This window comes from Amycolatopsis sp. QT-25 (assembly GCF_029369745.1).
GTDB lineage: Bacteria > Actinomycetota > Actinomycetes > Mycobacteriales > Pseudonocardiaceae > Amycolatopsis.
Genome location: NZ_CP120210.1, coordinates 2,680,747 through 2,707,487, shown reverse-complemented (window position 1 = coordinate 2,707,487; position 26,741 = coordinate 2,680,747). Strand labels below are relative to the sequence as shown.

Below are 26,741 nucleotides of genomic sequence, written 5' to 3'. Positions count from 1 at the left end.
GCAACCAGGTGACTAATTGCGACGAGGTTCGCGACTCAGACGGTGTCCAGGATCATTTCGAAGGCGGCCTCGGCGGCGCCCAGCAGCTTCACGTCCGCGCCGAGCGCAGAGCTCACGATCTGCGTCCCGCCCACGGCACGGCTGACCAGGCTCCGCCGCCGGACCTCGGCCGCCACCGACCGCACGACCGACTCCGGCAGCACGGTGAGCAGATCACCCAGTACGACCAGCTGCGGGCCGAGCAGGTTGACCACGTTCACCAGGCCGAGCGTCAGCCATTCCGCGAACTCCGAGAGCCGCTCCCCGGCCGCGTGCGGATCTCGGCCCAGTTCGCGCAGTTCGACCAGGATCACCCCGCGCGGGGTGTCCTCGGGCAGGTCGAGCGCGCGGCACAGCGCCGCCTCGCCGACCTCGGTCTCCCAGCAGCCGCTCGATCCGCAGTAGCAGGGGCGGCCACCCGGCCGGATCGCCATGTGCCCGATCTCGCCGACGTATCCGGCGCCGCCGCGCAGCGCCGAGCCGTCGACGATGATCCCGCCCCCGACCCCGACGTCGGCGGAGACGTACACGGCGTCGGAAGAGCCCCGCGCGGCGCCACGCAGATGTTCGGCGATGGCACCCAGTTCGGCGTCGTTGCCGACCAGGATCGGGACACGCAGCACACCGCCGAGCCGTTCCCCGAGCGCCACGTCGGTCCAGCGCAGGTTGGGCGCTTCGTGGACGTGCCCGTCGGCCCGGCGGACGACGCCGGGCACGGACACCCCCACGGCGATCGGCTGCACGCCGAGATCGCCGGCCAGCACGGTGGTCGACTCGATCACGTGCGTGATCACCTCGTCGGCCGCCCGCATCCGGCCGTGGAGGTTCCAGCTGTTGCGCCCGAGGATCTGGCCACCGAACCCGATCAGCGCGATCGCCACGTGTTCGACCTGGAGGTCGACCGCGAGCACCACCGCCGCTTGCGGCTGCGGCAGGACCAGGAGCGAGGGGCGGCCCGCCCCCCGTCCCGGCCTTGGGACCCGCTCTTCGACGACGCCCGCTTCCGCGAGCCCGTCGACGAGGGTCTTGATGGTGCTGCGGTTGAGCCCCAGCTCGGCGGCCAGGGTCGCCCTGGTGCTCGGGCCGCTGACGTGCAGCAACCGGAGCAAGGTCGTGCGGTTGTGCCTGCGCACCTCGTCTGGTCGTGCAACGGGTGTGCTGGTCACGGGCTTCATCATTCCATGCGGACTCAGCGTGGCGACGCAGCCGCGCGGCGCCGGGACAACGCGTCCACCGTGGCCGCGAGAAGCAGCACCAGACCGGTGACGATGTTGACCACCGCCGCCGACTGCTTCAGCAGGCCCAGCGCGTTCTCCACGACCGCCAGCACGAGACCGCCGATCACCGCGTCGACGACCCGGCCCTTGCCGCCGAACAGCGAAGTACCACCGATGACGGCGGCGCCGACCGCGAACAGCAGGGTGTTGAGGCCACCGGCCTGCGGGTCGACCGAACCGACCTTCGACGAGTAGACGATCGCGCCGATCGCCGCCACCGCCGAACAGATGACGAACACCGAAGCGCGGATCTTCTCGACGTTGATACCGGCACGGCGGGCCGCCTCGCGGTTGCCGCCGACGGCGTAGATGTGCCGGCCGTACTGCGTGCGGTTGAGCACGTAGGTACCGAGCACCAACAGGCCGAGCACGATCGGCACGACGTACGGGACACCGGAGATGACGATGTTCGGGTTCGGCGCGCGGTTCAGCGTCAGCAGATAGGTCGCGATCGCGGCGACCACGCCGATCGCGCCGACCTTGAACAGCACCATCGGCGTCGGCTGGGTGACCAGGCCGCGTTTGAGCCGGGAGAAGTGCCGGCCCAGGGTCACCGCGGCGAAACCGCCGGCGGCGACCAGGAAGAGGATCCAGCTGCCCACGGTGGACAGGTTGCCGTTGGCGACCTTGAACAACACGTCCGAAGTGCTGATGCCGAGCGTGCCGCCCTCGCCGATGAACTGGAGGATGACCCCTTGCCAGGCAAGGAAGAGCGCCAGTGTCACGACGAACGAGGGCATCCCGATCTTCGAGACGAGGAACCCGGTGAGGACACCGATCGCGCCACCGACGCTGACCGCGAGCAGCATCTCGATCCACGGGTTGGCCGCGGCTCCGGACAACACCAGCGCGATGGCGAGCACGGCGAACCCGACCCCGGCCCAGATCCGCAGGATCACGCCGAGCAGCGCGGCGACGGCGAGTACCACGAGGAACGTGATGAACACGCCGTTCCCCATGCCGCCCAACAGGTTTCCGTTGCGCACGTAGTGCATCGCGAGGACCGCGGCGGTGACGCCGGACGCGGTGCCCGCGGACAGGTCGATCTCCCCGAGCAGCAGCACGAACACGATGCCCATCGCGATGATCGCCTTGCCGGCGCCTTGGGCCATCAGGTTGGCGATGTTGTTCATCGTCAGGAAGGTGTCCGACAGCGAGGCGAACACGATCACCAGCACGAGCAGGCCGAGCAGCGCCGGGAGCGAACCCAACTGCCCCGCCTTGAGCCGGGAGAAGTAGTCACCGACCGCCTCGCGCGTCGACATCGATGTCGTGTCGATGCCGAAGTCCGTGATGGCCGCCGACGGGTTGAGCGCGGCGGACGCCGGCTTGCCCCCCTCCGGTGAGGCGGGCTTTGCGGGTGTCTCAGTCATTTCCGGTTCTTTCTCGCCTGGTTCTAGAGGACGGCGGCTTCGGGGCGGGCAAGGCCGAGGTCGCCGGATCGGCCGGCGGTGATCAGTTCCACGACCTGGCCGTGGGTGACGTCCTTGGTGTGCACCTCGGCGACGAGACGGCCGAGGTAGAGCACCGCGATGCGGTCGGCGACCTCGAAGACGTCGGCCATGTTGTGGCTGATCAGCACCACTCCCAGGCCTTGCTCCGCGAGACGGCGGACGAGGTCGAGCACCTGCCGGGTCTGTGCGACACCGAGCGCGGCGGTCGGCTCGTCGAGCAGGACCACCTTCGAGTCCCACAGCACGGATTTGGCGATCGCGACGGTCTGCCGCTGCCCGCCCGAGAGGGCCGAAACGGGCGTGCGGACGGACTTCACGGTGCGGACCGAAAGCGAGGCGAGCGTCTCGCGCGCGGCCTTCTCCATGCCGGCCTCGTCGAGCAGCCATTTGCTGCCGCGTTCCCGGCCGAGGAACATGTTCTGCACGATGTCGAGGTTCTCGGCCAGGGCGAGGTCCTGGTAGACGACCTCGATTCCCAGCTCCGCGGCGTCACGCGGGCCGTGGATATGCACCGGTTCGCCCTGGAACTTCACCGTGCCGGAGTCGTAGCCGTGGATCCCGGCGATCGACTTGACCAAAGTGGACTTTCCGGCACCGTTGTCGCCGACCAGCGCGGTGACCTCACCGGCGCGCACGTTGAAGTCCACGTCGTGGAGCACGTGGACCGGCCCGAAGCTCTTGTTCAGCTGCTTCAGTTCGAGGATGGGTTCACTCATGGGGGTCTCGAATTCTCCCGGCTGGAGACCGGGCCGGGGCGCGCTCGTCTCCGAGGAGCGCCCCGGCCCGGTCGGCTGGATTGACGGGTCAGGAGATACCGAGCTGCGTGCACGCCGCAGCCAGGTCGCCACCGCAGATCTCGGCGGCCTTGACGTAGCCCTGCGTCACGACCTCCTTTACACCGTCCTTGGTGGTCAGCTTCGGTTCGAGGAGCACGGACTTGACCTCGCGGTTGCCCTTCGGGTCCTTCGCCTTGCCGGTGGCCAGCGCGTCGGCGCCCGCCTTGTCGCCCTTGGCCAGCAGCACGGCGAGCTTCGCCGCGGCTTCGGCCTCTTCCTTGATCGGCTTGAACACGGTCATGTACTGGTCGCCGCGCAGGATCGCCATCAGGCCGTCCGCGGTGGCGTCCTGGCCGGTGACCGGGACCTTGCCGTTGAGGCCGTTCTTCTTCAGCACGGTGATGACCGCGCCGGCGAGACCGTCGTTCGCGGCGACGACGCCGTCGACCTTGCCCTTGTTGTCGGTCAGGATCTGCTCGAAGGTCTGACCGCCCTTCTGGTTGTCCCAGTTGTCGATGGCCTGTTCCCGCACGAGCTTCAGGTCGCCGGCGGCGAACTTCGGCTGCAACACGGACTTCTGGCCGTTGGCGAACAGCGTCGCGTTGTTGTCGGTCGGGGCGCCCTCGAGCATGACGACCTCGGCGCCCTTCTTGTCCTTCAGCGCGTCGGCGAGACCCTGGCCCTGCAGCTGGCCGACCTTCTCGTTGTCGAACGAGACGTAGTAGTCGGAGCTGCCGCCGAGGTTCAAGCGGTCGTAGTCGATCGTCGGGATGCCCGCGGCCTGCGCCTTGCGGGCGACCGCCGAGCCGACCTCGCCGTTGATGGCGGCGATGATCAGGACCTTGACGTTCTGCGCGATCATGCCGTCGGCCAGGGTGGTGAACTTCTGGACGTCGCCTTGGGCGTTCTGGACGTCGGCGTCGAAGCCCGCGTCCTTGAGCGCCTTGGTCAGGAACGGCTTGTCGAAGGACTCCCAGCGCGCGGAAGTGGCGGTCTCCGGCAGGATGACGCCGACCTTGCCGCCGGCAGCGGCGCCACCGGGGGCGGGCGCGGACTGCGAGGAGTTGCCGCTGCCCGAGTCGGCGCTGTTGGCGCCGCAGGCGGAAAGCACCAGGCCGGCGCCCACCGTCGCGGCGAGGAGGGTAAGGGTTCTGCTGCGCATCCTCGTTCCTTCTCCGATCTTGCTCGCGGGCGGCGATCCTGGAGGACCGGACGCACCATCGCGCATATGTTGTGGGCGACAACATATGCCGCCGAACGGGTCTCGGGGAAGACGGCTGAATCGATTAAGCCTCATCAAATGGACACGGTTTGGCAACGTGGCCGTAGCAGGCCGTACACAGTCTAGGTCCGCTGACGGTGTGACCGCCACCACTTACGAAGCGTCACGGAGCTGGGGACAGCAGGGCGGTGACCGGCGCGTTCGCCGCTGACTACGTCAACCGAGACGGCGGTCTCGCGTGACTGGACGGACGACACGCGTGAGCCAACGGACGACACGCGTGACTGGATGGACGACACGGCGTGCGGCCGGGCCTGCCGCGACTCGTCCGCCTGATCACGCGTGTCGTCCGTCCGAGCACGATTGTCGTCCGAGCACGGCAGCCCGCACTCAAGACACTCACGTCCGTGCTCTCGCGGGCCTCGTGCAATGAAGGGACCTTTCCTAGCAAATTTTGCCAGGAAAGGTCCCTTCATTGCACGGGGTACGGAGCGGTCACCAAGAACGCAGGGTGACGATCCGCTCTTCGAGCTGTTCGACCGAAGCCATCGCGGTCGGCGGCCCGCCGCAGACGCGGCGCAGTTCGTTGTGGATCGCGCCGTGCGGCTTCTTGGTGCGGTGGTGGTGCACGCCGACCAGCGCGTTCAGCTCCTTGCGCAGACTGCCGAGCCGCTCGCTGACCGACTGCGGCCGCGCGACCGGGGCGGCCTCCTCGGCCTTGGGCTTGCGCCGCTTCTCGTCGGAGAGCTGTTCCTCCTGCCGCTTCCGCAGCAGGGCGCGGACCTGGTCCGGCTCCAGCAGCCCGGGGAGGCCGAGGTACTCCTGCTCCTCGTCGGAACCGGAGAACACCGCCGTGCCGAAGGAGTTGCCGTCGTAGATGACCTGGTCGAGTTCGGCGGAGGCGCCCAGCGAGGTGAAGGCTTTCTCCTCTTCGCCCGGTTCGTCCTCGGTGCGGTTGGCCTGGGCCAGGAGTTCGTCCTCCCAGCCCTCCTTCTCGCGGTGCGGCTTGCCGAGGACGTGATCGCGCTGGGCTTCCAGCTCGCTGGCCAGTTCCAGCAGCACCGGCACACTCGGCAGGAAGACCGAAGCCGTCTCGCCCGGCTTGCGCGAACGCACGTACCGGCCGATGGCCTGTGCGAAGAACAGCGGGGTCGACGCGCTCGTGGCGTAGACGCCGACGGCGAGGCGCGGGACGTCGACGCCCTCGGACACCATGCGGACCGCGACCAGCCAGCGGTCGGTGGAATCGGAGAACTCCTTGATCCGCCCGGACGCCTTGGGGTCGTCGGAGAGGACGACCGTCGGGGTCTGGCCGGAAAGGCGCTCCAGGATCTTGGCGTAGGCGCGTGCCGAGTCCTGGTCGGTGGCGATCACCAGACCGCCCGCGTCCGGGATGCCGTTGGCGCGAAGCTGGGCGAGCCGCGTGTCCGCGGCCTGCAGCACCGACGGGATCCACTCGCCCGCCGGGTCGAGCGCCGTGCGCCAGGCCCGCGCGTTCTGCTCGGCCGTCAGCGGCTCGCCGAGGCGCGCGGTGAACTCCTCCCCCGCGCTCGTGCGCCAGGAGGCCTCGCCGGAGTAGGCGAGGAAGACGACCGGCCGGACGACGCCGTCGGCGAGCGCGTCGGCGTAGCCGTAGGAATGGTCGGCTTTGCTGCGCTGGAAACCCGAGCCGTCGGGCTCGTAGGTGACGAACGGGATCTGCGAGTCGTCGCTGCGGAACGGCGTCCCGGTCAGCGCGAGACGGCGGACGGCGGGCGTGAACGCCTCGCGCACCGCGTCACCCCAGGACTTCGCGTCCCCGCCGTGGTGGATCTCGTCCAGGATGACCAGGGTCTTGCGGTTCTCGGTGCGCACGCGGTGCAGCGTCGGATGCGCCGCGACCTGCGCGTAGGTCACCGCGACACCTTGGTAGTCCCGCGAGGTGACGCCGGTGCCGTTGCGGAAGTTCGAGTCGATCGCGATCCCCGCCGCCGCGGCCGAGGCGGCCCACTGGTGCTTGAGGTGCTCCGTCGGCGCGACGATGGTGATCTTCTCGACGGTCCGGTCGCTCAAGAGTTCGGCCGCAATCCGGAGACCGAACACCGTCTTCCCCGCGCCCGGCGTCGCGACGGCCAGGAAATCCTTCGGTTTCTTCGTCAGGTACTTCGTCAGCGCCCGCCGTTGCCAGGCACGCAGCGGGCGGGCGGTGCTGTCCTTCGCCGCGGGAGGCGCGCCCAGCTCGCCCCGATCCCGTTCAACCGTTTCCGCCATGCCGGTCCCCTCCTCCCACCTCCGAAAACACCTGGTCATCCGCCCTGTCACAAGCGAAAACCCTCACTTGGGTATCCGGCCGCGACGCCGGCGCCTGAGGTGAGGGCACTTCGAAGAGACTACCTGCCGGGCCGAGGGAACGCCGGAAGCGCCACCCCCGTTGTCGGGTTACTCACCCGAAAACCCAGGGGTGGCGCGCCGAATGCCGCAGCATGGACCATGCTGGACACCGTCAAGGGCGCTCGGCGCCGGCGGAGGAGCTGCATGAGCGAGGAGAACGGCCGCCCGGACGCGGCCGCCGAGGTCGCGAAGGGCCGCAGAGGTCCGTTGCGCCTGCTCAGCCGCACGCTCGACAAGGCGTGGGAAGGCAACATCTTCTCCGAGGCCGCCGAAGCCGCGTTCTGGCAGACGCTGTCCCTGCCGCCGCTGCTGCTGGGTCTCCTCGGTTGCCTCGGCTTCGTCGGCGACTGGTTCGGCCAGGAGGTCGTGACCGCGGTCCACGATCGGATCATCACCTTCAGCAGGACGATCTTCAGCGACAACGCCGTCCACGACATCATCGAGCCGACGGTCAACAGCATCCTGTTCGTCGGCAAGGGCGAGATCGTCTCGATCGGTTTCCTGATCTCGCTCTGGGCGGGTTCGTCGGCGATGTCGTCGTTCGTCGACGCGATCACCGTGGCGCACGACCAGTACGGCGTCCGCAACGACGTCTGGCAGCGGATCTTCGCGCTGCTGCTGTATCTGGCCGGCCTGGTCATCCTGGTGGTCGGGCTGCCGCTGCTGGCGATCGGGCCGGACCTGCTCCCGCAGTTCTTCCCCACCGCCTGGCGTGGCACGGTGTCCTATTGGGTCGGCACGCTGTACTACCCGGTGCTGGCCGTGATGATCGTGCTGGCGCTGACGACGCTGTACAAGCTGGCCCTGCCGCGCAGGCTCCCGTGGCACCGCGGGCTGCCGGGGGCGATGCTCGCCATGGCCGTGTTCCTGCTTTCCAGTATCGGGCTGCGGATCTACCTGAACTGGATCACCAAGACCGGCTACACCTACGGCGCGCTGGCCGCGCCGATCGCGTTCCTGTTGCTGATGTTCTTCATCGGGCTCGCGGTGGTCGGCGGCGCGTACTTCAACAGCGCGATCCAGGAACTGTGGCCCGCCAAGGCGACCAAACGCCAGCGCCGGAAATGGCGGCGGCTGGAAATGGAACGCGCCAGCGAACGGATCCGCGCCGAAGAGGGCCGCAAACTGTGGGAACGCACGACCGTGCCGCTTCGCCGCCCTCGCCCGAACGGTGATGCTCCCGAAGGTGACGCCGCACACGTGCCGGAACAACCGGTGAACGAAGAAACGCAGAGCGAAACCGATTCGGTGACGGAACGGCGAAGTTGAGCGGGACCTCATCCCGAAGTCGTACCCCGGTTCCACCCGTGGTGTGAATCCACTCCACCCCCTCCCGTGAAAAGCTCGCGGGGATCCGCCCGTCCCGAGCCATTTCCTGGGGGAACCACCATGTCCACGCTGGCCAGACTGAGCCTGCGCAACCGAAGTCTGATCGGGCTGCTCGCCCTGGTGGTGATCGGCTTCGGCGCGTTCGCGCTGCCACAGCTGAAGCAGCAGCTTTTCCCGTCACTGCAGTTCCCGCAGGCGCAGATCATCACGCCGTACGCGGGCGCGTCGCCGGACGCGGTCGACCGCCAGGTCACCGAACCGCTCGAAGGCGGGCTACAGGGCCTGAAAGGGCTCGAAGAGCTGAATTCGACGTCGTCGGAGGGGCTGTCGCGGATCACCGCGCAGTTCGAGTTCGGCACCGACATCGACGCGGCCGTCGGGCAGATCCAGCGCGTCGTCGACGGGCTCCAGACACGGCTGCCGCAGAACAGCGAGCCGTCGGTTTCGGCGGGCTCCACCGACGATCTGCCGGTCGTGCTGCTCGCCGCCGGGACCACCGGTGACCCGCAAACGCTCGCGCCCGCGCTGACCGGGGAGGTCGCGCCGGAACTGCGCAAGATCGACGGCGTCCGTGAGGTCGAGGTGACCGGCGCGCGGCAACCACGGGTCACCATCGCGCTGGACTACGCGAAGCTGGCCGCCGCGGGCGTCGACCCGTCGTCGATCGGCACCACACTGCAGACCGCCGGTGCCGCCGTCCCGGCCGGAACGCTGACCGAAGGCGACAAGACGCTCACCGTCCAGGTCGGCGGCGGACCGACCACAGTGGACACGATCAAGAACCTTTACCTGACACCGGCATCGCGCCCCGGGGCGCAGGCGGGCAAGCCGGTACGGCTCGGTGACGTCGCGGACGTCCAGGCCGGGTTCGCGCCCCCGACATCGATCACGCGCACCAACGGCAAACCCAGCCTCGGCCTCTCGATCACCATGGTGGAGAACGGGAACGCGGTCGCGATCTCGGAATCGGTGCGGGACAAGCTGCCCGAGCTGTCGAAGAAGATCGGCGCCGAGATGAGCGTCGTGTTCGACCAGGGCACCCCGGTCAAGGACGCGATCAGCGGGCTGACCACCGAAGGCCTGCTGGGGCTGGCGTTCGCGGTCGTGGTGATCCTGCTGTTCCTGCTGTCGGTGCGGTCGACCCTCGTGACGGCGGTGTCGATCCCGCTTTCGGTGGTCGTGGCGCTGCTCGCGCTGTGGACGGGCGATCTGTCGCTGAACCTGCTCACCCTCGGCGCGCTCACCATCGCCATCGGGCGGGTGGTCGACGACTCGATCGTGGTGCTGGAGAACATCAAACGACATCTGGCGTACGGCGAGGAAAAAGAGCGCGCGGTACTCGACGGCGTGCGCGAGGTGGCGGGCGCGGTGACGTCCTCCACCCTCACCACGGTCGCGGTGTTCCTGCCGATCGCCTTCGTGGGCGGGTTCGTCGGCGAGCTGTTCTCGCCGTTCGCGATCACGGTCACCGTGGCGTTGCTCGCGTCGCTGCTGGTGTCGCTGACGATCGTGCCGGTGCTGGCGTACTGGTTCCTCAAGCCGCCGAAGACCCCGGCGAACGAGCACGAAGCCGAGCTCACGCGCCAGGCCGCCGAGGACAAGGAACGCCGCGGGCTGCTGCAGCGCGGGTACGTTCCGGTGATCCGGTTCGCCACCCGGCGCCGCGTCACCGTGGTGCTGCTGGCGCTGATCATCTTCGGTGGCACGGTCGGGCTGGCCGCGCGGCTGAACACCAACTTCCTCGACCAGTCCGGCTCGACGACGTTGAGCCTCGCGCAGAAGATGCCGCCCGGCACCAGTTCCGAGGCCAAGGAGAAGGCCGCCGGCGCGGTGGAGCAGGCACTCGCCGCCGAGCCCGCCGTCGAGACCTACCAGGTGAGCATCGGCGGGGGCGGCTTCTTCGGAGGCGGCGGAACGGCGACCAACATCCAGGTCACCGTCGCCAAGGACACCGACCTCGACGCGCTCTCGGAGCGGTTGCGCGGCAAGCTCGACAAGCCGGAACTCGGCGAGGTCAAGATCGGCGCGGAAGCGGGCGGGTTCAACTCGGACCAGGTCTCGATCACCGTCACCGCGCCGGACGAGGCGGCGCTGAAGCCCGCCACCGAGCAGGTCCGCCAGGCCCTGTCCGGAGTGCCGGACCTGACCGAGGTGACCAGTGACCTCGCGCAGGGTTCGCCGCGGGTGCAGGTCGAGGTCGACGCCGCCAAGGCCGCCGCCAGCGGGCTTTCGGCGACCACGATCGGCCAGATCGCGAACCAGGCCATCGCCGGCCGCACGGTGACGCAGTTGCCGGTGGACGGTCAGCGCACGGACATCGTGCTGCGCGCGGGCACGGCCCCGGTGTCGGTCGACGCGGTCAAGGCGCTGCCGATCCCGAGCGCGACCGGCGTCGTCCGGCTCGACTCGGTCGCGGACGTGTCCACAGTGGACGGCCCGGCCGCGGTGCACCGCACCTCCGGCGAGCTGAGCACCACGGTCACCGCCAAGAACACCGGCGCGGACCTGGCCGCCACCACGAAGGCCATCCAGGCCAAGCTGGACGGGCTGACCTTCACCGGCGGCGCGGCGTATCAGCTCGGCGGCGTCAGCGAGGACCAACAGGAGGCCTTCGGGAACCTGTTCCTCGCGCTGCTGGCCGCGATCGCGATCGTGTACCTGATCATGGTGGCAACGTTCCGCAGCCTGCTCCAGCCGCTGATCCTGCTGGTGTCGATCCCGTTCGCGGCGACCGGCGCGATCGGGTTGCTGCTGGCCACCGGGACCGCGCTGGGCCTGCCCGCGCTGATCGGCATGCTGATGCTCGTCGGCATCGTGGTCACCAACGCGATCGTGCTGATCGACCTGATCAACCAGTACCGGGCCTCGGGGATGAGCGTCGCCGACGCCGTCGTCGAAGGCGGCAGGCGACGGCTGCGGCCGATCCTGATGACCGCGGCGGCGACCATCTTCGCGCTGGTCCCGATGGCACTCGGGCTCACCGGCCAGGGCGGGTTCATCGGGCAGCCGCTGGCGATCGTGGTCATCGGCGGCCTGGTCAGCTCGACCCTGCTGACGCTGATCCTGGTGCCGACGCTCTACACGATGGTGGAAACCCGGAAAGAGAAGCGTCGCGCGAAGAAGGACGCCCGCCGGTCTTCGGCCCCGGCCACCGAGATGCTGGCCCCGGAGCCGGCTTCGTAGACCCGGTGGTGGGTGAGCGGCACGCCGGGCCTGGGTGGGCGCCCGGTGTGCCGCTCGATCACGTGAATCACGCCTTCAAGCACGCGAGTTCCGCGGCTGGTCACGCCTTCCGGAACCGCCAGGTCTTGCTGTCGAAAGCCACGCACCACGAGGGCGACAGCATGATGACCCGCAGGGTCCCGTCGGCGGCCACGTCGATGCCCTCGGTTTCGAAATTCCCGCCGCAGGTGCTCTTCAGCGGCAACTGCCCCAGCGACGTGACCCTCCCGGTCACGTCCGAACCGGACAACGCGCCGGAAAGATCCACCTGCAGCAGCGGCTTCGTGGTCCCGAAGAGCGCACCCTCGGGATCGTCGGACGCGCACAGCAGCCGGGTCGCGGTGACGAAGTCGCAACCCTGGATGTCCCGCACCGGCTTGTCGAGCCGGATCGCGGACGCGTACGGCAGGTTCGCCGACGGATTCGTGTGCGCGACGCCGGGCATCGGGTGCACGAGGAGCCGGTCCATCGTGCCCCACTCACCCGCCACCATCCAGCGGGCGTCGGGGGTCACGGCGGCGAACGAGTTGTTGTTGGCCTCCCACGACTCCAGCGTGTGCGTGTAGTTCGCCCAAGTCCCGTTGGGCGACTCGACGCGGAAGAGCTTCGCGCCCCTGTCGTCGCGCTGGTACGGCTCGACGTACCAGCCCTGCGCGGAGCCCGGATCGCCGACGTGGTTCCAGCCCTGCGACGACAGGTTCACCGGAACCGTCGCGATCCCGGTGTAGCGGTAGGTGGTCCCGGACGGCCGTTCGATGGTGGCCAGGCCCTGGCCCTCGTCGAGCGGGCGGGCGTTGTCCGAGCCGACCGTGGTCCAGCCGGTGACGGCTTGGGCGGCGGCGGGTGAGAACACCGCGACCAACGCGGCGATGGCGAGCACGATCCCGGTTCTGCGCATGAGGGCTCCGTCCCGGCGGAATTTCGCTGGCGGTCATGAATTACCAGGGAAAGCCGGGACGGGCAGCCACCATGTGAAGGATTTTCGGATTTTGTCCGGTGCCGGACACCGGACGGCCAGGTGTCAGTCGCCCGGCTTGAGACCGTCGTAGATCTTCTTGCAGTCCGGGCAGACCGGCGAACCGGGCTTCGCCGACTTCGTCACCGGGAAGACCTCGCCGCACAGCGCCACCACATGCGTGCCCATGACCGCGCTTTCGGCGATCTTGTTCTTGCGCACGTAGTGGAACATCTTCGGCGCGTCGTCGTCGGTGCTGTCGGTGCCCTCGGGACGGGTATCCGGCTTCGGAAGGGTCTGTGTGCTCACCCCTCCATAATGCCCCAAAACCTCCTGCGCACACCGGCGACCTGGCAGGATCTCGCCCATGTTCCAGAAGGTGCTCGCGACGTTCGGTTCCGGCGGGGCGAAGATCGACGCCCGGCTGCTCGACCGCACGGTCTCCCCCGGCCGCCCGTTGCGCGGCGAGATCCTGCTGCTCGGTGGCGAAGTCGATCAAGAGATCAACGGTCTCTCGGTGCGGCTGCTCGCCAGGGTCACGCTGCCGGACGAACGCCGCCCCGGCGTCGAAGACCTCGAGTTCGGTGTCCAGCAGCTGGCCGGAAGCGAGCGGATCGCGCCGGGTCAGCAGATCCGCCTCCCGTTCGAGGTGGCCCTGCCCTGGGAGACGCCGATCTCCAGCGTCTTCGGCAAACCGCTGAACGGGATGGCCGTCGGCGTCCAGACCAGCCTGGACATCGCGAACTCCGTCACCGACCCGGTCGACGTCGACGGTGCCGCGATCGAGCCACTGCCCGCGCAGAAACGGATCTTGGACGCCTTCAGCCGGATCGGCTTCGTCTTCCGTGAGGCCGTGCTGGAACGCGGCCGGATCAACGGCGCGATCCAGCAGCTCCCGTTCTTCCAGGAGATCCGCTTCACCCCCTCGCCGCGGTTCGCGCCCGTCTTCACCTCCGTGGCGGTGACCTTCCTGTCCTCCCCGTCGGAGACGCAGGTCGTGCTGGAGGTGACCAAACGGGTCCGGGTGTCCAAGAGCGGCGGGTTCGGCGGACGCGGCCAGGAGTTCCTCGGCCTGTTCAAGGTCGACCACGCCACGCTGGAGCGGGTCCAGTGGGAGCCACAGCTCGAAGGCTGGCTGCACGAGGTGGCCAAGACACGCGGAATCTTCGACTGATGGACTGGCCGACCGCGATCACGAGGCTGGGCGGCGATCACTTGATCGCCGCAGTCGCGTGGAACGACCTCCAGACCCGCTACGCCGAACCGCATCGCCGCTACCACGACCTTCGGCACGTCACGGCCGTCGCCAGGGACAGCGGGGATCTCGCCGTCGCCTTCGGCTTGGGTTCCCGGGAGCGGGCACTCGTCGCCATCGCCGCCTGGACGCACGACGTCGTCTACGACGCCCGCCCCGGCGAGGACGAGCGGGCGAGCGCGGCGTGGACCCGCGCCGAGCTCACCAACGCCGGCGTCCCCCGGGCCGACGTCGAGCGCGCCGGGGAACTCGTCCTCGCCACGACCCACCACTCCGCCCCGGACGACGACTTCCTCGCCACGGCGCTGCTCGACGCCGACCTCGCGATCCTCGGCGCCTCGCCGGAGCGCTACGAGGAGTACGCCAGCGATGTCCGGGCGGAGTATTCGATCTACTCCGACGAGGACTGGCGGGCGGGACGCGTGGCCGTGCTGGAAAATCTGCTGGCCCGGCCGCGGCTGTACCGCAGTGACATCGCGAGGGCACGCTGGGAGAGCAAGGCGCGAGAAAACCTCGCGACCGAGCTGACCCGATGGCGTGACGCGGACCCACATCACCGATGATGTTCGTTCGTGACTCCGCAACTGTCCCTTCACGAAGAGATCGCCTCCGCCCTCGCCGCCGGTGATCCCGTCGTCGCGCTGGAGAGCACCCTCCTCTCCCACGGCCTCCCGCCCGGTCGCAACCTCGACGTCGCCCGGCGGCTGGAGAAGGTCGTGCGCGACGGCGGCGCCGTTCCCGCGACCATCGCCGTCCTCGACGGCGTCCCCTTGATCGGTCTCTCGGGTGAGCAGCTGGAACGCGTGTGCGCGCCCGGCGCGGACCTGGACAAGCTCTCGCTCCGCGACATCGGCCCGGCCGTCGGCCTCGGCCGCTCCGGGGCGACGACGGTCGCGAGCACCGCGGCGCTCGCCGCCGCGGCCGGGATCGGCCTGTTCGCCACCGGTGGGCTGGGCGGCGTGCACCAGGGCGCGGCGCAGAGCTGGGACGTCTCGGCGGATCTGGGCGTGCTCGCGAAGGTGCCGACCACGGTCGTCTGCTCGGGGGTGAAGTCGGTGCTCGACATCGCCGCGACCCTCGAGGTGCTGGAGACCAACTCGGTCCCCGTGCTGGGTTACCGCACCGGCGAGTTCCCCGCGTTCTACCTCCGCTCCTCCGGCCACGAGGTGCCGTGGCGGGTCGACGACGCCGCGCAAGCCGCCTCGGTCATCGCCGCCCATCGCGCGCACGCGAAGTCCGGGGTGCTGCTGGCGAATCCGATCCCCGCAGCGGCGGAAATGGACAAAGAGCTGCACGACCGGTTGCTTGCCGAAGGGCTGGAGCTGCTGAAGTCGCGAGGGGTGCGCGGCAAGGACGTCACGCCGGTATTGCTGGAGCATTTCCACACCGCGAGCGACGGGGTGAGCCTCGACGCGAACGAGGCACTGGTGCTCTCCAACGCGGAACTGGCCACCGAGGTGGCCGTGGCGCTCACCGGGACCGCGGCATGAGCGGCGGTGGGATCGTCGTCGTGGGGGACGTCGGCCTCGACGTCGTCGCCCGGCACGAAGGCCCGATCCCGCATGGCGGCGACATCCGCGCGAAGGTGCATTTCACCAGCGGTGGCGCGGGCGCGAACACCGCGCTGTGGCTGCGGGCCGAGGACGCGGAGACCACGCTGGTCGCGCGGATCGGGAACGACTCCGGTGGCCGCATGGTGCGGGGTGAACTGGAAGCGGCCGGTGTCCGCTGCGAATTCGCCGTCGATCCCGCAGAACCGACGTTCTGCGTCGTGGTGCTCGTCGACGGCGCCGGTGAGCGCAGCATGCTCGCCGACCGCGGCGCGAACGCGCGGTTCAGCCCGGAGGACGTCACCGAGGCGGCGCTGGACGGCGCGAGCCACCTGCACCTCTCGGGCTACGTGCTGCTGTACCCGTCCTCACGGCCCGCGGCGCTCGCTTCGCTGGCGGCGGCGAAGAAGGCCGGTCTGACGACGTCGGTCGACCCGCAGGCGGCGACGCTGATCACCGATCCGGCGGCCTTCCTCGACGACGTGCGCGGTGTCGACCTGCTGATGCCGAACACCAGCGAACTGGTCGCGTTGACCGGATCGAGCGATCCCGAGGCGGCGAAGGACCTGCTGGACCACGTCGGCGAGGTCGTGGTCACCGCGGGTCTCGACGGTGCCAGCTGGGTGGACGCGGGCGGCACCATCACCTCGGTGCCGTCCCAGCCCGCGAAGTGCGTCGACTCGACCGGTGCCGGGGACGCCTTCGACGCCGGTGTGCTGGCGGCGTGGCTGCGCGGCGAGTCCACGGTGGAGGTCCTCCGGGCGGGGGCCCGGCTGGGTGCCCGGGCGGTGGCGAAGGTCGGGCCGCAGCCGTAGCCGAAACCGTAAACTGACGTGAAAGGCCCCTTCATCGCGAAATTTGCGATGAAGGGGCCTTTCATGTCACGCCGCTGGGGGCACCAACCGCGTCAGCCGCCGTCGATGACCCGATGCCCGCTGCTCTCGATGCGGGTCGGTTCGGCCTCGTACCGGTTCACCTTCTCGCTCTTGCGCGGCGGCCGGTCGTTGGCCACGAGAACGGCGATCCAGGGCAGCGGGATCGAGATCGCGATGAGAGCCAGCGCGAGCCACCAGATCTGGTAGAAGATCCCGGCGAGGATCAGGCACGGGATGCGGAACGACATCATGATGATGTACTTCCGCTTCCGTTTGGCCAGCTGGTCTTCGTAGGACGGGGCGGCTTCGGTGATCAGCACCGGAGCGGGTTCCCTCGGTTCGGGACCGTGGGCGGGCGCGTTCACAGCACCACCTCCGGCTTCCATGCTCCCACTCGCCGGGCTCATCCGACACCCGGGTGGGTGAGCCGGTGCAGAGCCGCGACCACGAGCGTCTCGACGCCGGCCGAAAGCGTCGGGTGCGGGAGCGGCGCGAACAGCGGCGAGTGGTTGGACGGGATGTCCTGTTCGAAGCGGCCGGCGGTCATCGCGGCGATCACCTTCTCCTGGTCCAGGCCGCCGACCAGCCAGAACACCGACGGTACCCCGGCGGCGCGGCCGAACTCGCCGAAGTCCTCGCTGCCGGTGACCAGCGGCGCGGGCAGCACCCGGCCCTCGCCGAAGTGGTCGCGGAAGACGGCGGTGAGCTCCTCGGTGGCCGCGTCGTCGTTCTCGGTGACCGGGAACGCGCCGATCCGCTCGATCTCCGGCGCTTTCGGCGCGCCCGCCGTGGCCGCCTCGCCGTGGACGATCCGTTCGACCGCCGCGACGACCTTCTCCCGCACGGCCTGGTCGAACGACCGGATGTTGACCTCGAGGACGGCGTGGTCGGCGATGATGTTGTGCGCGGTGCCGACGTGCAGCGATCCGACGGTCACCACGGCCGACTCGGTCGCCGGGATCTCCCGTGAAACGATGGTCTGGAGCTTCAGCACCACGGACGCGGCCAGCACGGCGGGATCCACCGTGGTCTCCGGCCGCGAACCGTGCCCGCCCCGGCCGTGCAGGGTGACGCGGAGCGCGTCGGTGGCCGCCATGAGCACGCCCGGCCTGGTCAGCACCCAGCCCGCCGGACCGGGCACCACGTGCTGGCCGAGTACGACATCGGGTTCGCCGGCGGGTGCGAAGACCCCGTCGCGGACCATGCCGGCGGCGCCGTCCCCGGCCTCCTCCCCCGGCTGGAACACGACCATCAGCGTGCCGGACCAGTGTTCGCGGCCGGACGCCAGCAGCGAGGCGGCGCCGGAGAGCCAGGTGGCGTGCATGTCGTGGCCGCAGGCGTGCATCACCGGGACTTCGCGGCCGTCGGCGTCGACACCGCGCGCGGTGCTCGCGTACGGCAAGCCGGTCTTCTCCTCGACCGGCAGGGCGTCGATGTCGGCGCGCAGCATCACCTTCGGGCCGGGGCCGTTGCGCAGCACACCCAGTACTCCGGTGCGCCCGATGCCGGTGTGCACCTCGTAACCGTCGGCCTCCAGGCGCCGCGCCAGTTCGGCGGCGGTGCGGGTCTCGGCGAACGACAGCTCCGGATGCCGGTGGAGGTCGGTGTACAGGTCTTCCAAACCGGGCAGCGCCGCCTGCAGCGGTGCCAGGACACGTTCGAGGCTCACCACGTCATCCTGGCAGTATTACCCAACGTGAGCAGCAGCCCCGTCGCACCCGATCCCGCGCAATCACCCAACGTGAGCAGAAGTCCCGTCACACCCGATCCCGCGCAATCACCCAACGTGAGCAGCAGCCCCGTCGCACCCGATCCCTCGCAACCACCCAACGTGAGCACACGAGCCGCCCTCCCCCACCTGTCCGACGACGTCTGCGCGAGGTTGCGGGACGCTTTCCGCCGGACGGGGTACGACCCCGACGGCGTGGTCGGCGCCCTCGGCTCCGCGCACGCCGCCCTCGGCCGCGGCGAGCCGGAACTCGCCTACCGCGCGACCCGCGACGCGGGTGAGCTCGGCACACTGATCCGGCTGTTCCTGCTGGGTTCGACCGAAGCGGAGAAGGACGTCGAGGCCGCTTTCGCGCCGCTCTCCCTCGATGACGCGATCGCCACGACGCTGCTCGTGCCCGCCGCGGACGGCTACCGGGCGGGGCTCGACGTGCGCCCGCACGGCGACGACGAAGGCTCCTGGTGGGTCGTTTCGGACCTCGACGCCGACATCCTCGGCCAGACCGTGCCCGAGGACCACGTCCTCGGCGTCGGGCACGCCTCCCTCAGCCTGATCCGGGCCACCAGCCGCCGCGAGGTCGGCAGCCTGCTCGACGTCGGCACGGGCAACGGCGTCCAGGCACTGCACGCCACCCGGCACGCGAAAAAGGTCACCGCGACCGACGTCTCGGCCCGCGCGCTGGCCCTGGCCGCGGCCACCTTCCGGCTCAACGAACTGGACGTCGAACTCGTGCGGGGCGAATGGTTCGCGCCGGTCGCGCGGCGCCGCTTCGACCAGATCGTCTGCAATCCGCCGTTCGTGGTCGGCCCGCCGCGGGTCGACTACACCTACCGCGACTCCGGTCTCGCCGGTGACGACGCCAGCGCGCTCGTGGTGCGGCAGCTGCCCGGCTTCCTCAACGAAGGCGGCACCGGTCAGCTTCTGGCGTCCTGGCTGCACGTGAAGGGCGAGGACTGGGGCGATCGGGTGACCCGCTGGCTGCCCGCCGAGACCGACGCTTGGTTCGTCCAGCGGGACATCGCGGATCCCGGCCTGTACGTCGGCACGTGGCTGCGCGACGCGGGAATCGAGCCCCGTTCCCCCGAAGGCCGTGCGAAATCGGGCGCCTGGCTCGACTGGTTCGCCGAAAACGACGTCCAGGGCATCGGTTTCGGCTTCGTCACCCTTCGCCGGGCGGACGGCGCGACACCCACGATCGTGTGCGAGGACCTGCGCCAGGCCTACGACGACCCGCTGGGGGCGGAGGCGGCGAACTGGCTGGATCGGGTGGAATGGCTGCGCACCACCGGCGATTCGCTCCTCGATGTCCGATTCCGCGTCCCCGAAACCGTCCTTCTGGAGAGCGTCGCCGAGCCGGGCGAGGAGGGCTGGGCCACGACCGTCCAGCGGCTGCACCGCACCGACGGTCCCGGCTGGTCGCACGAAGTCGACGAACTGGCGACGAGGCTGCTCGCCGGCTGCCAGGGCGCGCTGCCGCTGGAGGACCTGATCGTGCTGCTGGCGGCCGCGCAGGGACTCGCACCGGAGGAACTGGCCGAAGCCGCGCTTCCCGTCGTGCGTGAACTGGTCCGGCACGGCATGCTCCTCCCCGCCGCCTGATGCGGGCGGTGGTGGCGAGGGTCACGGAGGCGAGCGTGACCGTCGGCGACGAGGTGACCGGCGCCATCGACGAACCGGGTTTGCTGGTACTGCTGGGAATCCACGTGGACGATGAAATCTCGGCCGTGACCAAGGTGGCGACGATGGCACGCAAACTGCATGAAGCTCGCATACTTCGCGATGAGGGCTCCTGCGCCACCACCGGCGCTCCCTTGCTCGTCGTAAGCCAGTTCACTCTCTACGGCGACACTCGCAAAGGCCGCCGTCCTTCCTGGACGGCGGCCGCCCGGCCCGAGCTCGCGGAACCGCTCGTGACGGCCGTCGTCGACGCCCTGCGCGCCCGCGGCGCCCGGGTCGAAACCGGCCGGTTCGGGGCCATGATGGCGGTCCGGAGCGTGAACGACGGTCCGTTCACCCTCCTCATAGAGGTCTAGACCATGTGGATTTCTCCCCCGCAGGGGCATTCTCAGGAAAAGCTCAGGGTTGGTGGAGCAACGCCCCAGGTCAGCCGCCCGTCTCCTCTGTAGCGGCCGGGAACGTTTTCAGACCTCCCGGCGTTGAGCAAAGTGTCCAGCCAGGCTGGGCCGACGAGGAGTAGCGGGTTTTCCACAGGGCCTGCTACGCCGAGGCGGAACCGGCGGACACACCGCAGCACGTTCAGCCCGTGACCGGGGAGGCAGAATGTCAGTCCAGACTCTCGAACGCGAAGCGCGCGGGATTCGCGAGCGCCGTATCCCGGCGCAATCCACCCAGGAGCCGGTGAGCGCGGGGGCACTCACCGACGCCGACCTCGACGCCCAGAGCCCGGCCGCGGACCTCGTTCGCGTGTACCTCAACGGAATCGGCAAAACGGCGCTGCTGTCCGCCGCCGACGAGGTCGAGCTGGCCAAGCGCATCGAAGCAGGCGTGTTCGCCCAGCACATGCTGGACACGGCCGAGAGCCTCACGCCGAAACGGCGTTCGGAGATGTCCGCCCTCGTGCGTGACGGCCACGTCGCGAAGAACCACTTGTTGGAGGCCAACCTCCGCCTCGTGGTCTCGCTCGCGAAGCGGTACACCGGCCGGGGGATGCCGCTGCTCGACCTGATCCAGGAGGGGAACCTGGGTCTGATCCGCGCGGTGGAGAAGTTCGACTACTCCAAGGGGTTCAAGTTCTCGACCTACGCCACCTGGTGGATCCGCCAGGCCATCACCAGGGGGATGGCCGACCAGGGGCGCACCATCCGGCTGCCGGTCCACCTGGTGGAACAGGTGAACAAGCTGGCCCGCATCAAGCGTGACCTGCACCAGCAGCTCGGCCGGGACGCCACCCACGAGGAGCTGGCCACCGAGTCGGGTATCCCGGCGCACAAGATCTCCGACCTGCTCGACCACTCGCGTGACCCGGTGAGCCTCGATATGCCGGTCGGCACCGAGGAGGACGCCCCGCTCGGTGACTTCATCGAGGACTCCGAGGCGACCGACGCCGAGAGCGCCGTGATCTCCGGTCTGCTCCAGGACGACCTGCGCCGCGTGCTCGCGACGCTGGACGACCGCGAGTCGCAGGTGATCCGGCTGCGCTACGGCCTCGACGACGGCCAGCCGCGCACGCTCGACCAGATCGGCAAACACTTCGGGCTCTCCCGTGAGCGCGTTCGGCAGATCGAGCGAGAGGTCATGTCGAAACTGCGTCAAGGCGAGCGAGCAGACCGCCTGCGCGCCTACGCTTCGTGACACGAGGAGCCCTTCGGCGCGGAAGAAATCAACACCCGTTCGGCAGCGTTGACTTATGACCTGTGTCACGGGACCGTCGAGCAGGTAATAAGTCTTCGCGGTCGGGTGTTCGCGCCCGGATCGCTTTCCCCGGGAGGTCGGGTCCGTCGGGGTGGGCCCGGCCTCCCGAACCCTTTTGTGGGGGGCTGCGACAAATTGACCGGATGCGAATTGCCTTCCCTTGCCTTTCGCATTGGACGTGACGCCGGTCACTCGGGGCCCGCCTAGTACCGTGTGCGGGTTCCCGATGCCGGCAAAGGAGCCCGCACAGTGGCGCCCACCACGTTCCAGCACACTGAAGTCCTTCCGCTCGCGAAGGACACCCACACCGAGTACCGGCTGCTCGGCACCGAAGGTGTCGAGGTCGTCGAGGCCGCGGGCCGGAAGTTTCTCCAGGTCGAGCCCGAAGCGCTGACCAAACTCGCCAAGACCGCGATCACCGACATCCAGCACCTGTTGCGCTCGTCGCATCTGGCGCAGCTGCGAGCGATCGTCGACGATCCCGAAGCCAGCGGCAACGACCGGTTCGTCGCGATGGACCTGTTGCGCAACGCGGCGATCTCCGCCGGCGGCGTCCTCCCGATGTGCCAGGACACCGGCACGGCGATCGTGATCGGCAAACGCGGCGAAGGAGTACTCACCGGCGCCGACGACGAGCGCGCGCTCTCGCGAGGCATTTTCGAGGCCTATCAGGAGTTGAATCTGCGTTATTCGCAGATGGCGCCGGTGAATTTCTGGGACGAGCGGAATACGGGCACCAACTTGCCCGCGCAGATCGAGCTCTATCACAAGGACGACATCGCCGGGCAGTCCGAAGTCCCCAGCTATGAATTCCTGTTCATGGCCAAGGGTGGCGGCAGCGCGAACAAGACGTTCCTCTATCAGGAAACGAAAGCGGTTCTGAATCCAAAGCGGCTCGCGAAGTTCCTCGACGAGAAGCTGCGCAGCCTCGGCACCGCCGCCTGTCCGCCGTACCACCTCGCGATCGTCGTCGGCGGTACGTCGGCGGAGTTCAACCTGAAGGTCGCGAAGCTGGCTTCCGCGCGCTATCTCGACGACCTGCCCACCGAGGGTTCCGAGCTGGGCCACGGTTTCCGCGACGTCGACCTCGAACAGCAGGTGCTGGAGATGACGCGCCAGTTCGGCATCGGCGCCCAGTTCGGTGGCAAGTACTTCTGCCACGACGTCCGCGTGATCCGCCTGCCGCGCCACGGCGCGTCCTGCCCGGTCGGCGTCGCCGTCTCGTGCTCCGCGGACCGCCAGGCGAAGGCGAAGATCACCGCGGACGGCGTGTTCCTGGAGCAACTGGAGCGCGACCCGGCACGTTTCCTGCCGGACGTGACCGAGGAAGACCTGTCCGACGAGGTCGTGACCGTCGATCTCCACCGGCCGATGGCCGAGATCCGTGCCCAGCTCTCGCGGCTGCCGGTGAAGACGCGCCTGTCGCTGACCGGCCCGCTCGTCGTCGCGCGCGACATCGCGCACGCGAAGATCGCCGAGCGGCTCGACGCGGGCGAAGAGATGCCTCAGTACCTTCGCGACCACCCGGTGTACTACGCGGGCCCGGCGAAGACACCCGATGGCTACGCGTCGGGTTCCTTCGGGCCGACCACCGCGGGGCGCATGGACTCCTACGTCGAGCAGTTCCAGGCCGCGGGCGGCTCGCTGGTGATGCTGGCGAAAGGCAACCGGTCCAAGAAGGTGACCGCCGCGTGCGACGAACACGGCGGGTTCTACCTCGGCTCGATCGGCGGCCCGGCCGCCCGGCTCGCGCAGGACTGCATCAAGAAGGTCGACGTGCTCGAGTACGCCGAGCTGGGGATGGAGGCGGTGTGGAAGATCGAGGTCGAGGACTTCCCCGCGTTCATCGTCATCGACGACAAGGGCAACGACTTCTTCGAGGCCACCTCGGAACCCGTGCTGCAGATCAGCTTCCGCTGACCTTCCGTGAAGGCCTCCTTGAGGGACCCAGAGTCCCTCAAGGAGGCCTTCACGGACCATCCGGCCGAAAGCGTTACCGCATCTGCTTCAGGACCACGGTCCGCTCCCCCAGCGGCGCCGACAGCGCCACCGAGAGCACCGGATGCCGGATGTCCATGGTGCACATCTGGCCGGTCTGGCCCTTCAGTTCGGTCAGGTTGACGGTGACCCTGGTCCCGTCCTGTTGCGTGGCCTCCGCCGTCGCGTGCCCGCAGCCGCCTTCCTGGCCGCGGATGTTCAGGATCGTCCCGCCGTTGCTGGTGTACACCTCACGCGGGTGGTCCGCGGGCAGCGCCGCCGCGTCGAGCTGGTTGTCCGGCAGCTTGGTGCTGCCTTCCGGAACCTCCTGGCGCGGCGCGCCGGGTACACCCGGCTGACTTCCCGGCTGGCTTCCCGGCGGGGGTGCCGGGGACGAAGACGGCGCGGTCGATGACGGCGGCACGGTACTCAGGGTGCCGCTGCCGGGTCCGGCCGCGGGTTCCGCTGCCTGGTTCTGCGCCCCGCAAGCGGATACCGCAACGACGATCAGGCCAAGGCCGATGACATTCGTTAAGTACCTCATGTGGCTAGGACGGAACGAGGCCGTCTTCGGGTTGCACCTGTTCTCAACCCGCTTCCAGGACGACGGTTCGCGGCCCGATCGGCTCGGCGAGTTCCACCGGCAGGACGGCGTAGCGGATGACCTGCGGGCACATCCGCCCCGGGTCGCCGTGGTCGATCTTCACCTTGACCACGACCCGCTGCGCGTTCTGGTCGGCGAGGTCCGCCTTCGCCTCGTCGCAGCCGCTCAGTTCGACGTGCACGGTCAGGCCGCCGTTGTCCGCGCTGACCTGCGCGGGCACCTTGGCCTCGACCTGGGTCGGCGGCAGCATCTTGTCCGACGGCGGCGGGCCCGCGGTCGGACGGGACATCGGTGGTTTCGCCACCGGCGGGCTGGCCGGGAGCGAGGTGGGCGACTCCGAGGGGGTGGTGACGACCGGTGGGATGCTCGTGTTCGCCGGTGCTCCGGGGCCGCCCGCGCCGCAGGCCGCCGTCGCGGCGAGCACGAGCCCCGCGCCCAGCGTCTTCGCTGCGTTCATCATGGTTTCAGGACGGAACCGGGACCACGAAGGGTTGCATCATCGCTGCGCCGCGCGGCCGCGCGCGAGTCCGAGGAGCACCACCCCGGCGAGGGTGACGGCCAGCAGCAGCACCGTGCTCGCCGACGCCAGGAACACCTGCCCCCGGTCCGTGAGCGCGAAGATGCTCGCGGGCAGCGTCCGCCAGTCCGGTGGGTACAGCATCATCGTCGCGCCCAGTTCGCCCATCGACATCGCCAGCGCGAGACTCGCCGAAGCCGAGATCGACGGCAGCAGCACCGGCAGCCGCGCCCGCAGCAGCACGCGGAGCGGCCCCGCGCCGAGGCTCGCCGCCGCCTGCGCCAGCAGCGGATCCATCCGGGCGATCGCGGCGGACACCGTGCTGTAGGAGAACGGCAGCAGGATCATCACGTGCCCCAGCAGCACGATCCAGCGTGTGCTGTTGAAGGCGAGCGGCGGACGGCTGAACGCGACCAGCAGCGCCAGCCCCAGCACCACGGACGGCACCGCGATCGGCAGGTGGAACAGGGTGTCGACGGCCTTCCGCAGCCGGGGCGGCGCCGACTGCGACGCGAGCGCGGCCCAAGTCCCCAGCACCACCGAGACCACCGACGCGACGACACCGGTCTGGATGCTCACCGAAAGACTCGCGAACGTCTCCCCGGACAGCGCCTGCGCGAAATGGGAGCCGGTGAGCGCCCCCGGCAGCAGTCCCGTCCAGCTCCCGGCGACCGACGCCAGCACGATCATCAGCAGCGGCGCCAGCACGATCGCGGTGAACAGCACCGCGAACACCACCCACAGCAGTATCCGGCTACGCCTTGTCCACAGCAGCACGGCGGCCTCCCTTCGTCAGTCGCCGGTAGGTTCCGTACAGGGCGAGGGAGAACACGACGTCGACCACCGCGATGACGCACGCCTGCGGGAAGTCGAACGTGACGATTCCCTTGCCGTAGACCAGCATCGGCAGGGTCGTGACGTCCTTGGCGCCGAGGAACAGCACGATGCCGAACTCGTTCATCGCCAGCAGCATGGTCAGGCAGGCACCGGAAGCCAGTGACGGTAAGGCTTCCGGCAGGATCACCTGACGCAGCACGCGGCCGGGCTTCGCGCCGAGGCTGGCCGCGACCTCCATCTGCGCCGACGACACCTGCCCGAACGCGGCGAGCGCCGGCCGCATCACGAACGGCGTGTAGAAGGTGATTTCCGCCAGCAGGATCCCGAACGGCGAGTACAGGAAGCCACCCGCGCCCAGGATCCCGGCGCCGCCGTAGATGAAGGTGAACGCGAGCACGATGAGGAACGACGGGAACGCGAGCACGGTGTCCGCCAGCCGCGAAAGCGTTCGCGCGCCGGGGAACGGCACGAACGCGATCACCAGTGCCAGGAACGTGCCCAGCACCACGCAGCCCGCCGTGGCGCCGAGCGCGAGCGCGACGGTCTTCCAGGCCGCGTCCCGGAATTCCGCCGAGCCGAGGACGTCCAGCCACACCGACAGCCCGAACTCGCCGGTCTCCGACTCCAGTGACTGGAGCACGACCAGCACCAGCGGATAGCCGAAGAACCCGAGCAGGACGAGAACCGGCGGCAGGAGGAGCCAGCCGCGTCCGGGCAGGCTTTCCCGCCGCCGCGCCGGTGCCGCCGTCGCGGCCGGTGTCAGGCCGGTCATCCGACACCCACCAGCGGGCAACCGTCCGGAATGGACACCCCGACCCGCTCCCCCACACCCGGCAGGCCCTCGAGGTCCGGCACTTCGGCCCGGACCTCGCCCCCGTTGTCCGCGAGTTCGAGGTCGAGCCGGAAACCCGTGCCACGCCACTGGACACCGCGCAGCACGGCGGGCAACGCGCCCGGCGCGTCGACCGCGGTGATCCCGATCCGGTGGGGCCGGACGCCGAGCGCGACGGGCTGCCCCGCCCGGATCGTCCCGGACGGGTCGGCGGCGAGTTCCCTACCGCCGAGCCGGACCCTGGTCCCGTCGGCCTGGATCGGCTCGACCGGGACGAGGTTGGACGCGCCGAGGAAACTCGCGGTGAACTCCGTCGAAGGGCGCTGGTAGAGCTCGCGGCTGGGCCCGAGTTCGACCAGTTCCGAGTCGCGCATGACGGCGATCCGGTCGGCCAGCGCCAGCGCCTCGCCCTGGTCGTGGGTGACGTAGATCAGGGTGGTGTCGGGCAGTTCGGCCCGCAGCCGCAGGAGTTCCGCGACCATGTCCTCGCGCAGGGCGGCGTCCAAAGCGGACAGTGGCTCGTCCAGCAGCAGCACCCGCGGCCGGATC

24 protein-coding genes are annotated in these 26,741 nt (G+C 69.4%); 10 read left to right on the top strand and 14 right to left on the bottom strand.

The window, feature by feature from the left end:
• Positions 1-35: 35 nt before the first annotated feature.
• The 5 genes from P3102_RS12705 to P3102_RS12685 form a co-directional block, all read right to left on the bottom strand.
• Positions 36-1,217 (bottom strand): ROK family transcriptional regulator, encoded by a 1,182-nt coding sequence (locus tag P3102_RS12705; RefSeq protein ID WP_276369169.1) that lies wholly within the window; start codon positions 1,215-1,217, stop codon positions 36-38.
• An 11-nt stretch (positions 1,218-1,228) separates the two neighbouring features.
• On the bottom strand, positions 1,229-2,689 hold the full coding sequence (locus P3102_RS12700; protein ID WP_276369167.1) for an ABC transporter permease: 1,461 nt from the start codon (positions 2,687-2,689) through the stop codon (positions 1,229-1,231).
• Between the two features lie 23 nt (positions 2,690-2,712).
• Positions 2,713-3,486: an ATP-binding cassette domain-containing protein gene (locus P3102_RS12695; protein ID WP_276369165.1), complete on the bottom strand. Its 774-nt coding sequence runs from the start codon at positions 3,484-3,486 to the stop codon at positions 2,713-2,715.
• Positions 3,487-3,574: 88 nt separating this feature from the next.
• Positions 3,575-4,708: a substrate-binding domain-containing protein gene (locus P3102_RS12690; RefSeq protein ID WP_276369163.1), complete on the bottom strand. Its 1,134-nt coding sequence runs from the start codon at positions 4,706-4,708 to the stop codon at positions 3,575-3,577.
• Between the two features lie 555 nt (positions 4,709-5,263).
• A complete protein-coding gene (locus tag P3102_RS12685; RefSeq protein ID WP_125780226.1) occupies positions 5,264-7,018 on the bottom strand; it encodes a DEAD/DEAH box helicase in 1,755 nt (584 codons plus the stop codon).
• A gap of 264 nt (positions 7,019-7,282) precedes the next feature.
• Between P3102_RS12685 and P3102_RS12680 the strand changes: the two genes are divergently transcribed.
• Together P3102_RS12680 and P3102_RS12675 are read left to right on the top strand one after the other, a co-directional pair.
• Positions 7,283-8,407 carry a YihY/virulence factor BrkB family protein gene (locus P3102_RS12680; protein WP_276369161.1) on the top strand — a complete coding sequence of 375 codons (1,125 nt, stop codon included), beginning with the start codon at positions 7,283-7,285 and terminating at the stop codon, positions 8,405-8,407.
• A 120-nt stretch (positions 8,408-8,527) separates the two neighbouring features.
• Positions 8,528-11,650: an efflux RND transporter permease subunit gene (locus P3102_RS12675; RefSeq protein WP_276369160.1), complete on the top strand. Its 3,123-nt coding sequence runs from the start codon at positions 8,528-8,530 to the stop codon at positions 11,648-11,650.
• 100 nt (positions 11,651-11,750) lie between these two features.
• Here P3102_RS12675 and P3102_RS12670 read toward each other — a convergent pair whose 3' ends face one another.
• A complete protein-coding gene (locus P3102_RS12670) occupies positions 11,751-12,587 on the bottom strand; it encodes a hypothetical protein (RefSeq protein ID WP_276369158.1) in 837 nt (278 codons plus the stop codon).
• Positions 12,588-12,710: 123 nt separating this feature from the next.
• On the bottom strand, positions 12,711-12,953 hold the full coding sequence (locus P3102_RS12665; protein WP_199746296.1) for a DUF3039 domain-containing protein: 243 nt from the start codon (positions 12,951-12,953) through the stop codon (positions 12,711-12,713).
• 58 nt (positions 12,954-13,011) lie between these two features.
• Here P3102_RS12665 and P3102_RS12660 point away from each other — a divergent pair, with 58 nt between their 5' ends.
• From P3102_RS12660 to P3102_RS12645, 4 genes are read left to right on the top strand one after another with little or no spacing between them, the layout of a single operon-like run.
• Positions 13,012-13,818: a sporulation protein gene (locus tag P3102_RS12660; protein ID WP_276369155.1), complete on the top strand. Its 807-nt coding sequence runs from the start codon at positions 13,012-13,014 to the stop codon at positions 13,816-13,818.
• Positions 13,818-14,462 (top strand): hypothetical protein, encoded by a 645-nt coding sequence (locus P3102_RS12655; protein ID WP_276369154.1) that lies wholly within the window; start codon positions 13,818-13,820, stop codon positions 14,460-14,462. The genes P3102_RS12660 and P3102_RS12655 overlap by 1 nt, the downstream gene beginning before the upstream one ends.
• A 9-nt stretch (positions 14,463-14,471) precedes the next feature.
• Complete coding sequence (locus P3102_RS12650) at positions 14,472-15,389, top strand: pseudouridine-5'-phosphate glycosidase (RefSeq protein WP_276369152.1); 918 nt, start codon at positions 14,472-14,474, stop codon at positions 15,387-15,389.
• Entirely contained in the window at positions 15,386-16,264 is an 879-nt protein-coding gene (locus P3102_RS12645; RefSeq protein ID WP_276369150.1) for a PfkB family carbohydrate kinase, read from the top strand. Before P3102_RS12650 ends, P3102_RS12645 begins: the two co-directional genes overlap by 4 nt.
• A gap of 92 nt (positions 16,265-16,356) precedes the next feature.
• On the opposite strand, the gene P3102_RS12640 is transcribed toward P3102_RS12645, so the two are convergent.
• Together P3102_RS12640 and P3102_RS12635 are read right to left on the bottom strand one after the other, a co-directional pair.
• Complete coding sequence (locus tag P3102_RS12640) at positions 16,357-16,710, bottom strand: DUF3099 domain-containing protein (RefSeq protein WP_276371129.1); 354 nt, start codon at positions 16,708-16,710, stop codon at positions 16,357-16,359.
• A gap of 17 nt (positions 16,711-16,727) precedes the next feature.
• Positions 16,728-17,993, bottom strand: coding sequence for an amidohydrolase (locus P3102_RS12635; RefSeq protein WP_276369148.1), 1,266 nt, complete (start codon positions 17,991-17,993; stop codon positions 16,728-16,730).
• Between the two features lie 162 nt (positions 17,994-18,155).
• Here P3102_RS12635 and P3102_RS12630 point away from each other — a divergent pair, with 162 nt between their 5' ends.
• The 4 genes from P3102_RS12630 to P3102_RS12615 all read left to right on the top strand — a co-directional run bounded on the left by P3102_RS12630 (position 18,156) and on the right by P3102_RS12615 (position 23,345).
• Positions 18,156-19,652: a methyltransferase gene (locus P3102_RS12630; RefSeq protein ID WP_276369147.1), complete on the top strand. Its 1,497-nt coding sequence runs from the start codon at positions 18,156-18,158 to the stop codon at positions 19,650-19,652.
• The gene (gene dtd, locus P3102_RS12625; protein WP_276369145.1) at positions 19,652-20,086 is read left to right on the top strand and encodes a D-aminoacyl-tRNA deacylase; all 435 of its coding nucleotides are present in this window, start codon (positions 19,652-19,654) and stop codon (positions 20,084-20,086) included. Before P3102_RS12630 ends, dtd begins: the two co-directional genes overlap by 1 nt.
• A 247-nt stretch (positions 20,087-20,333) precedes the next feature.
• Entirely contained in the window at positions 20,334-21,365 is a 1,032-nt protein-coding gene (locus tag P3102_RS12620) for a sigma-70 family RNA polymerase sigma factor (RefSeq protein WP_276369143.1), read from the top strand.
• 309 nt (positions 21,366-21,674) lie between these two features.
• The gene (locus tag P3102_RS12615) at positions 21,675-23,345 is read left to right on the top strand and encodes a fumarate hydratase (RefSeq protein WP_276369141.1); all 1,671 of its coding nucleotides are present in this window, start codon (positions 21,675-21,677) and stop codon (positions 23,343-23,345) included.
• A gap of 73 nt (positions 23,346-23,418) precedes the next feature.
• Here P3102_RS12615 and P3102_RS12610 read toward each other — a convergent pair whose 3' ends face one another.
• The 5 genes from P3102_RS12610 to P3102_RS12590 all read right to left on the bottom strand — a co-directional run bounded on the left by P3102_RS12610 (position 23,419) and on the right by P3102_RS12590 (position 26,740).
• Positions 23,419-23,826: a hypothetical protein gene (locus P3102_RS12610; RefSeq protein ID WP_276369139.1), complete on the bottom strand. Its 408-nt coding sequence runs from the start codon at positions 23,824-23,826 to the stop codon at positions 23,419-23,421.
• A 163-nt stretch (positions 23,827-23,989) separates the two neighbouring features.
• Positions 23,990-24,466: a hypothetical protein gene (locus P3102_RS12605; protein ID WP_276369138.1), complete on the bottom strand. Its 477-nt coding sequence runs from the start codon at positions 24,464-24,466 to the stop codon at positions 23,990-23,992.
• Between the two features lie 36 nt (positions 24,467-24,502).
• Positions 24,503-25,300 carry an ABC transporter permease subunit gene (locus P3102_RS12600; RefSeq protein WP_276369136.1) on the bottom strand — a complete coding sequence of 266 codons (798 nt, stop codon included), beginning with the start codon at positions 25,298-25,300 and terminating at the stop codon, positions 24,503-24,505.
• Positions 25,278-26,132, bottom strand: coding sequence for a 2-aminoethylphosphonate ABC transporter permease subunit (locus P3102_RS12595; protein ID WP_276369134.1), 855 nt, complete (start codon positions 26,130-26,132; stop codon positions 25,278-25,280). The genes P3102_RS12600 and P3102_RS12595 overlap by 23 nt, the downstream gene beginning before the upstream one ends.
• The gene (locus P3102_RS12590) at positions 26,129-26,740 is read right to left on the bottom strand and encodes an ABC transporter ATP-binding protein (RefSeq protein WP_276371127.1); all 612 of its coding nucleotides are present in this window, start codon (positions 26,738-26,740) and stop codon (positions 26,129-26,131) included. The genes P3102_RS12595 and P3102_RS12590 overlap by 4 nt, the downstream gene beginning before the upstream one ends.
• Between the last annotated feature and the right edge of the window lies 1 nt (position 26,741).

What these genes read in the sequence shown, in the direction of transcription:
- P3102_RS12705 (WP_276369169.1), bottom strand. Translation starts at nt 1,217, where the DNA reads ATGATGAAGCCCGTGACCAGCACACCCGTTGCACGACCAGACGAGGTG.
- P3102_RS12700 (WP_276369167.1), bottom strand. Translation starts at nt 2,689, where the DNA reads ATGACTGAGACACCCGCAAAGCCCGCCTCACCGGAGGGGGGCAAGCCG.
- P3102_RS12695 (WP_276369165.1), bottom strand. Translation starts at nt 3,486, where the DNA reads ATGAGTGAACCCATCCTCGAACTGAAGCAGCTGAACAAGAGCTTCGGG.
- P3102_RS12690 (WP_276369163.1), bottom strand. Translation starts at nt 4,708, where the DNA reads ATGCGCAGCAGAACCCTTACCCTCCTCGCCGCGACGGTGGGCGCCGGC.
- P3102_RS12685 (WP_125780226.1), bottom strand. Translation starts at nt 7,018, where the DNA reads ATGGCGGAAACGGTTGAACGGGATCGGGGCGAGCTGGGCGCGCCTCCC.
- P3102_RS12680 (WP_276369161.1), top strand. Translation starts at nt 7,283, where the DNA reads ATGAGCGAGGAGAACGGCCGCCCGGACGCGGCCGCCGAGGTCGCGAAG.
- P3102_RS12675 (WP_276369160.1), top strand. Translation starts at nt 8,528, where the DNA reads ATGTCCACGCTGGCCAGACTGAGCCTGCGCAACCGAAGTCTGATCGGG.
- P3102_RS12670 (WP_276369158.1), bottom strand. Translation starts at nt 12,587, where the DNA reads ATGCGCAGAACCGGGATCGTGCTCGCCATCGCCGCGTTGGTCGCGGTG.
- P3102_RS12660 (WP_276369155.1), top strand. Translation starts at nt 13,012, where the DNA reads ATGTTCCAGAAGGTGCTCGCGACGTTCGGTTCCGGCGGGGCGAAGATC.
- P3102_RS12655 (WP_276369154.1), top strand. Translation starts at nt 13,818, where the DNA reads ATGGACTGGCCGACCGCGATCACGAGGCTGGGCGGCGATCACTTGATC.
- P3102_RS12645 (WP_276369150.1), top strand. Translation starts at nt 15,386, where the DNA reads ATGAGCGGCGGTGGGATCGTCGTCGTGGGGGACGTCGGCCTCGACGTC.
- P3102_RS12640 (WP_276371129.1), bottom strand. Translation starts at nt 16,710, where the DNA reads ATGGAAGCCGGAGGTGGTGCTGTGAACGCGCCCGCCCACGGTCCCGAA.
- dtd (WP_276369145.1), top strand. Translation starts at nt 19,652, where the DNA reads ATGCGGGCGGTGGTGGCGAGGGTCACGGAGGCGAGCGTGACCGTCGGC.
- P3102_RS12620 (WP_276369143.1), top strand. Translation starts at nt 20,334, where the DNA reads ATGTCAGTCCAGACTCTCGAACGCGAAGCGCGCGGGATTCGCGAGCGC.
- P3102_RS12605 (WP_276369138.1), bottom strand. Translation starts at nt 24,466, where the DNA reads ATGATGAACGCAGCGAAGACGCTGGGCGCGGGGCTCGTGCTCGCCGCG.
- P3102_RS12595 (WP_276369134.1), bottom strand. Translation starts at nt 26,132, where the DNA reads ATGACCGGCCTGACACCGGCCGCGACGGCGGCACCGGCGCGGCGGCGG.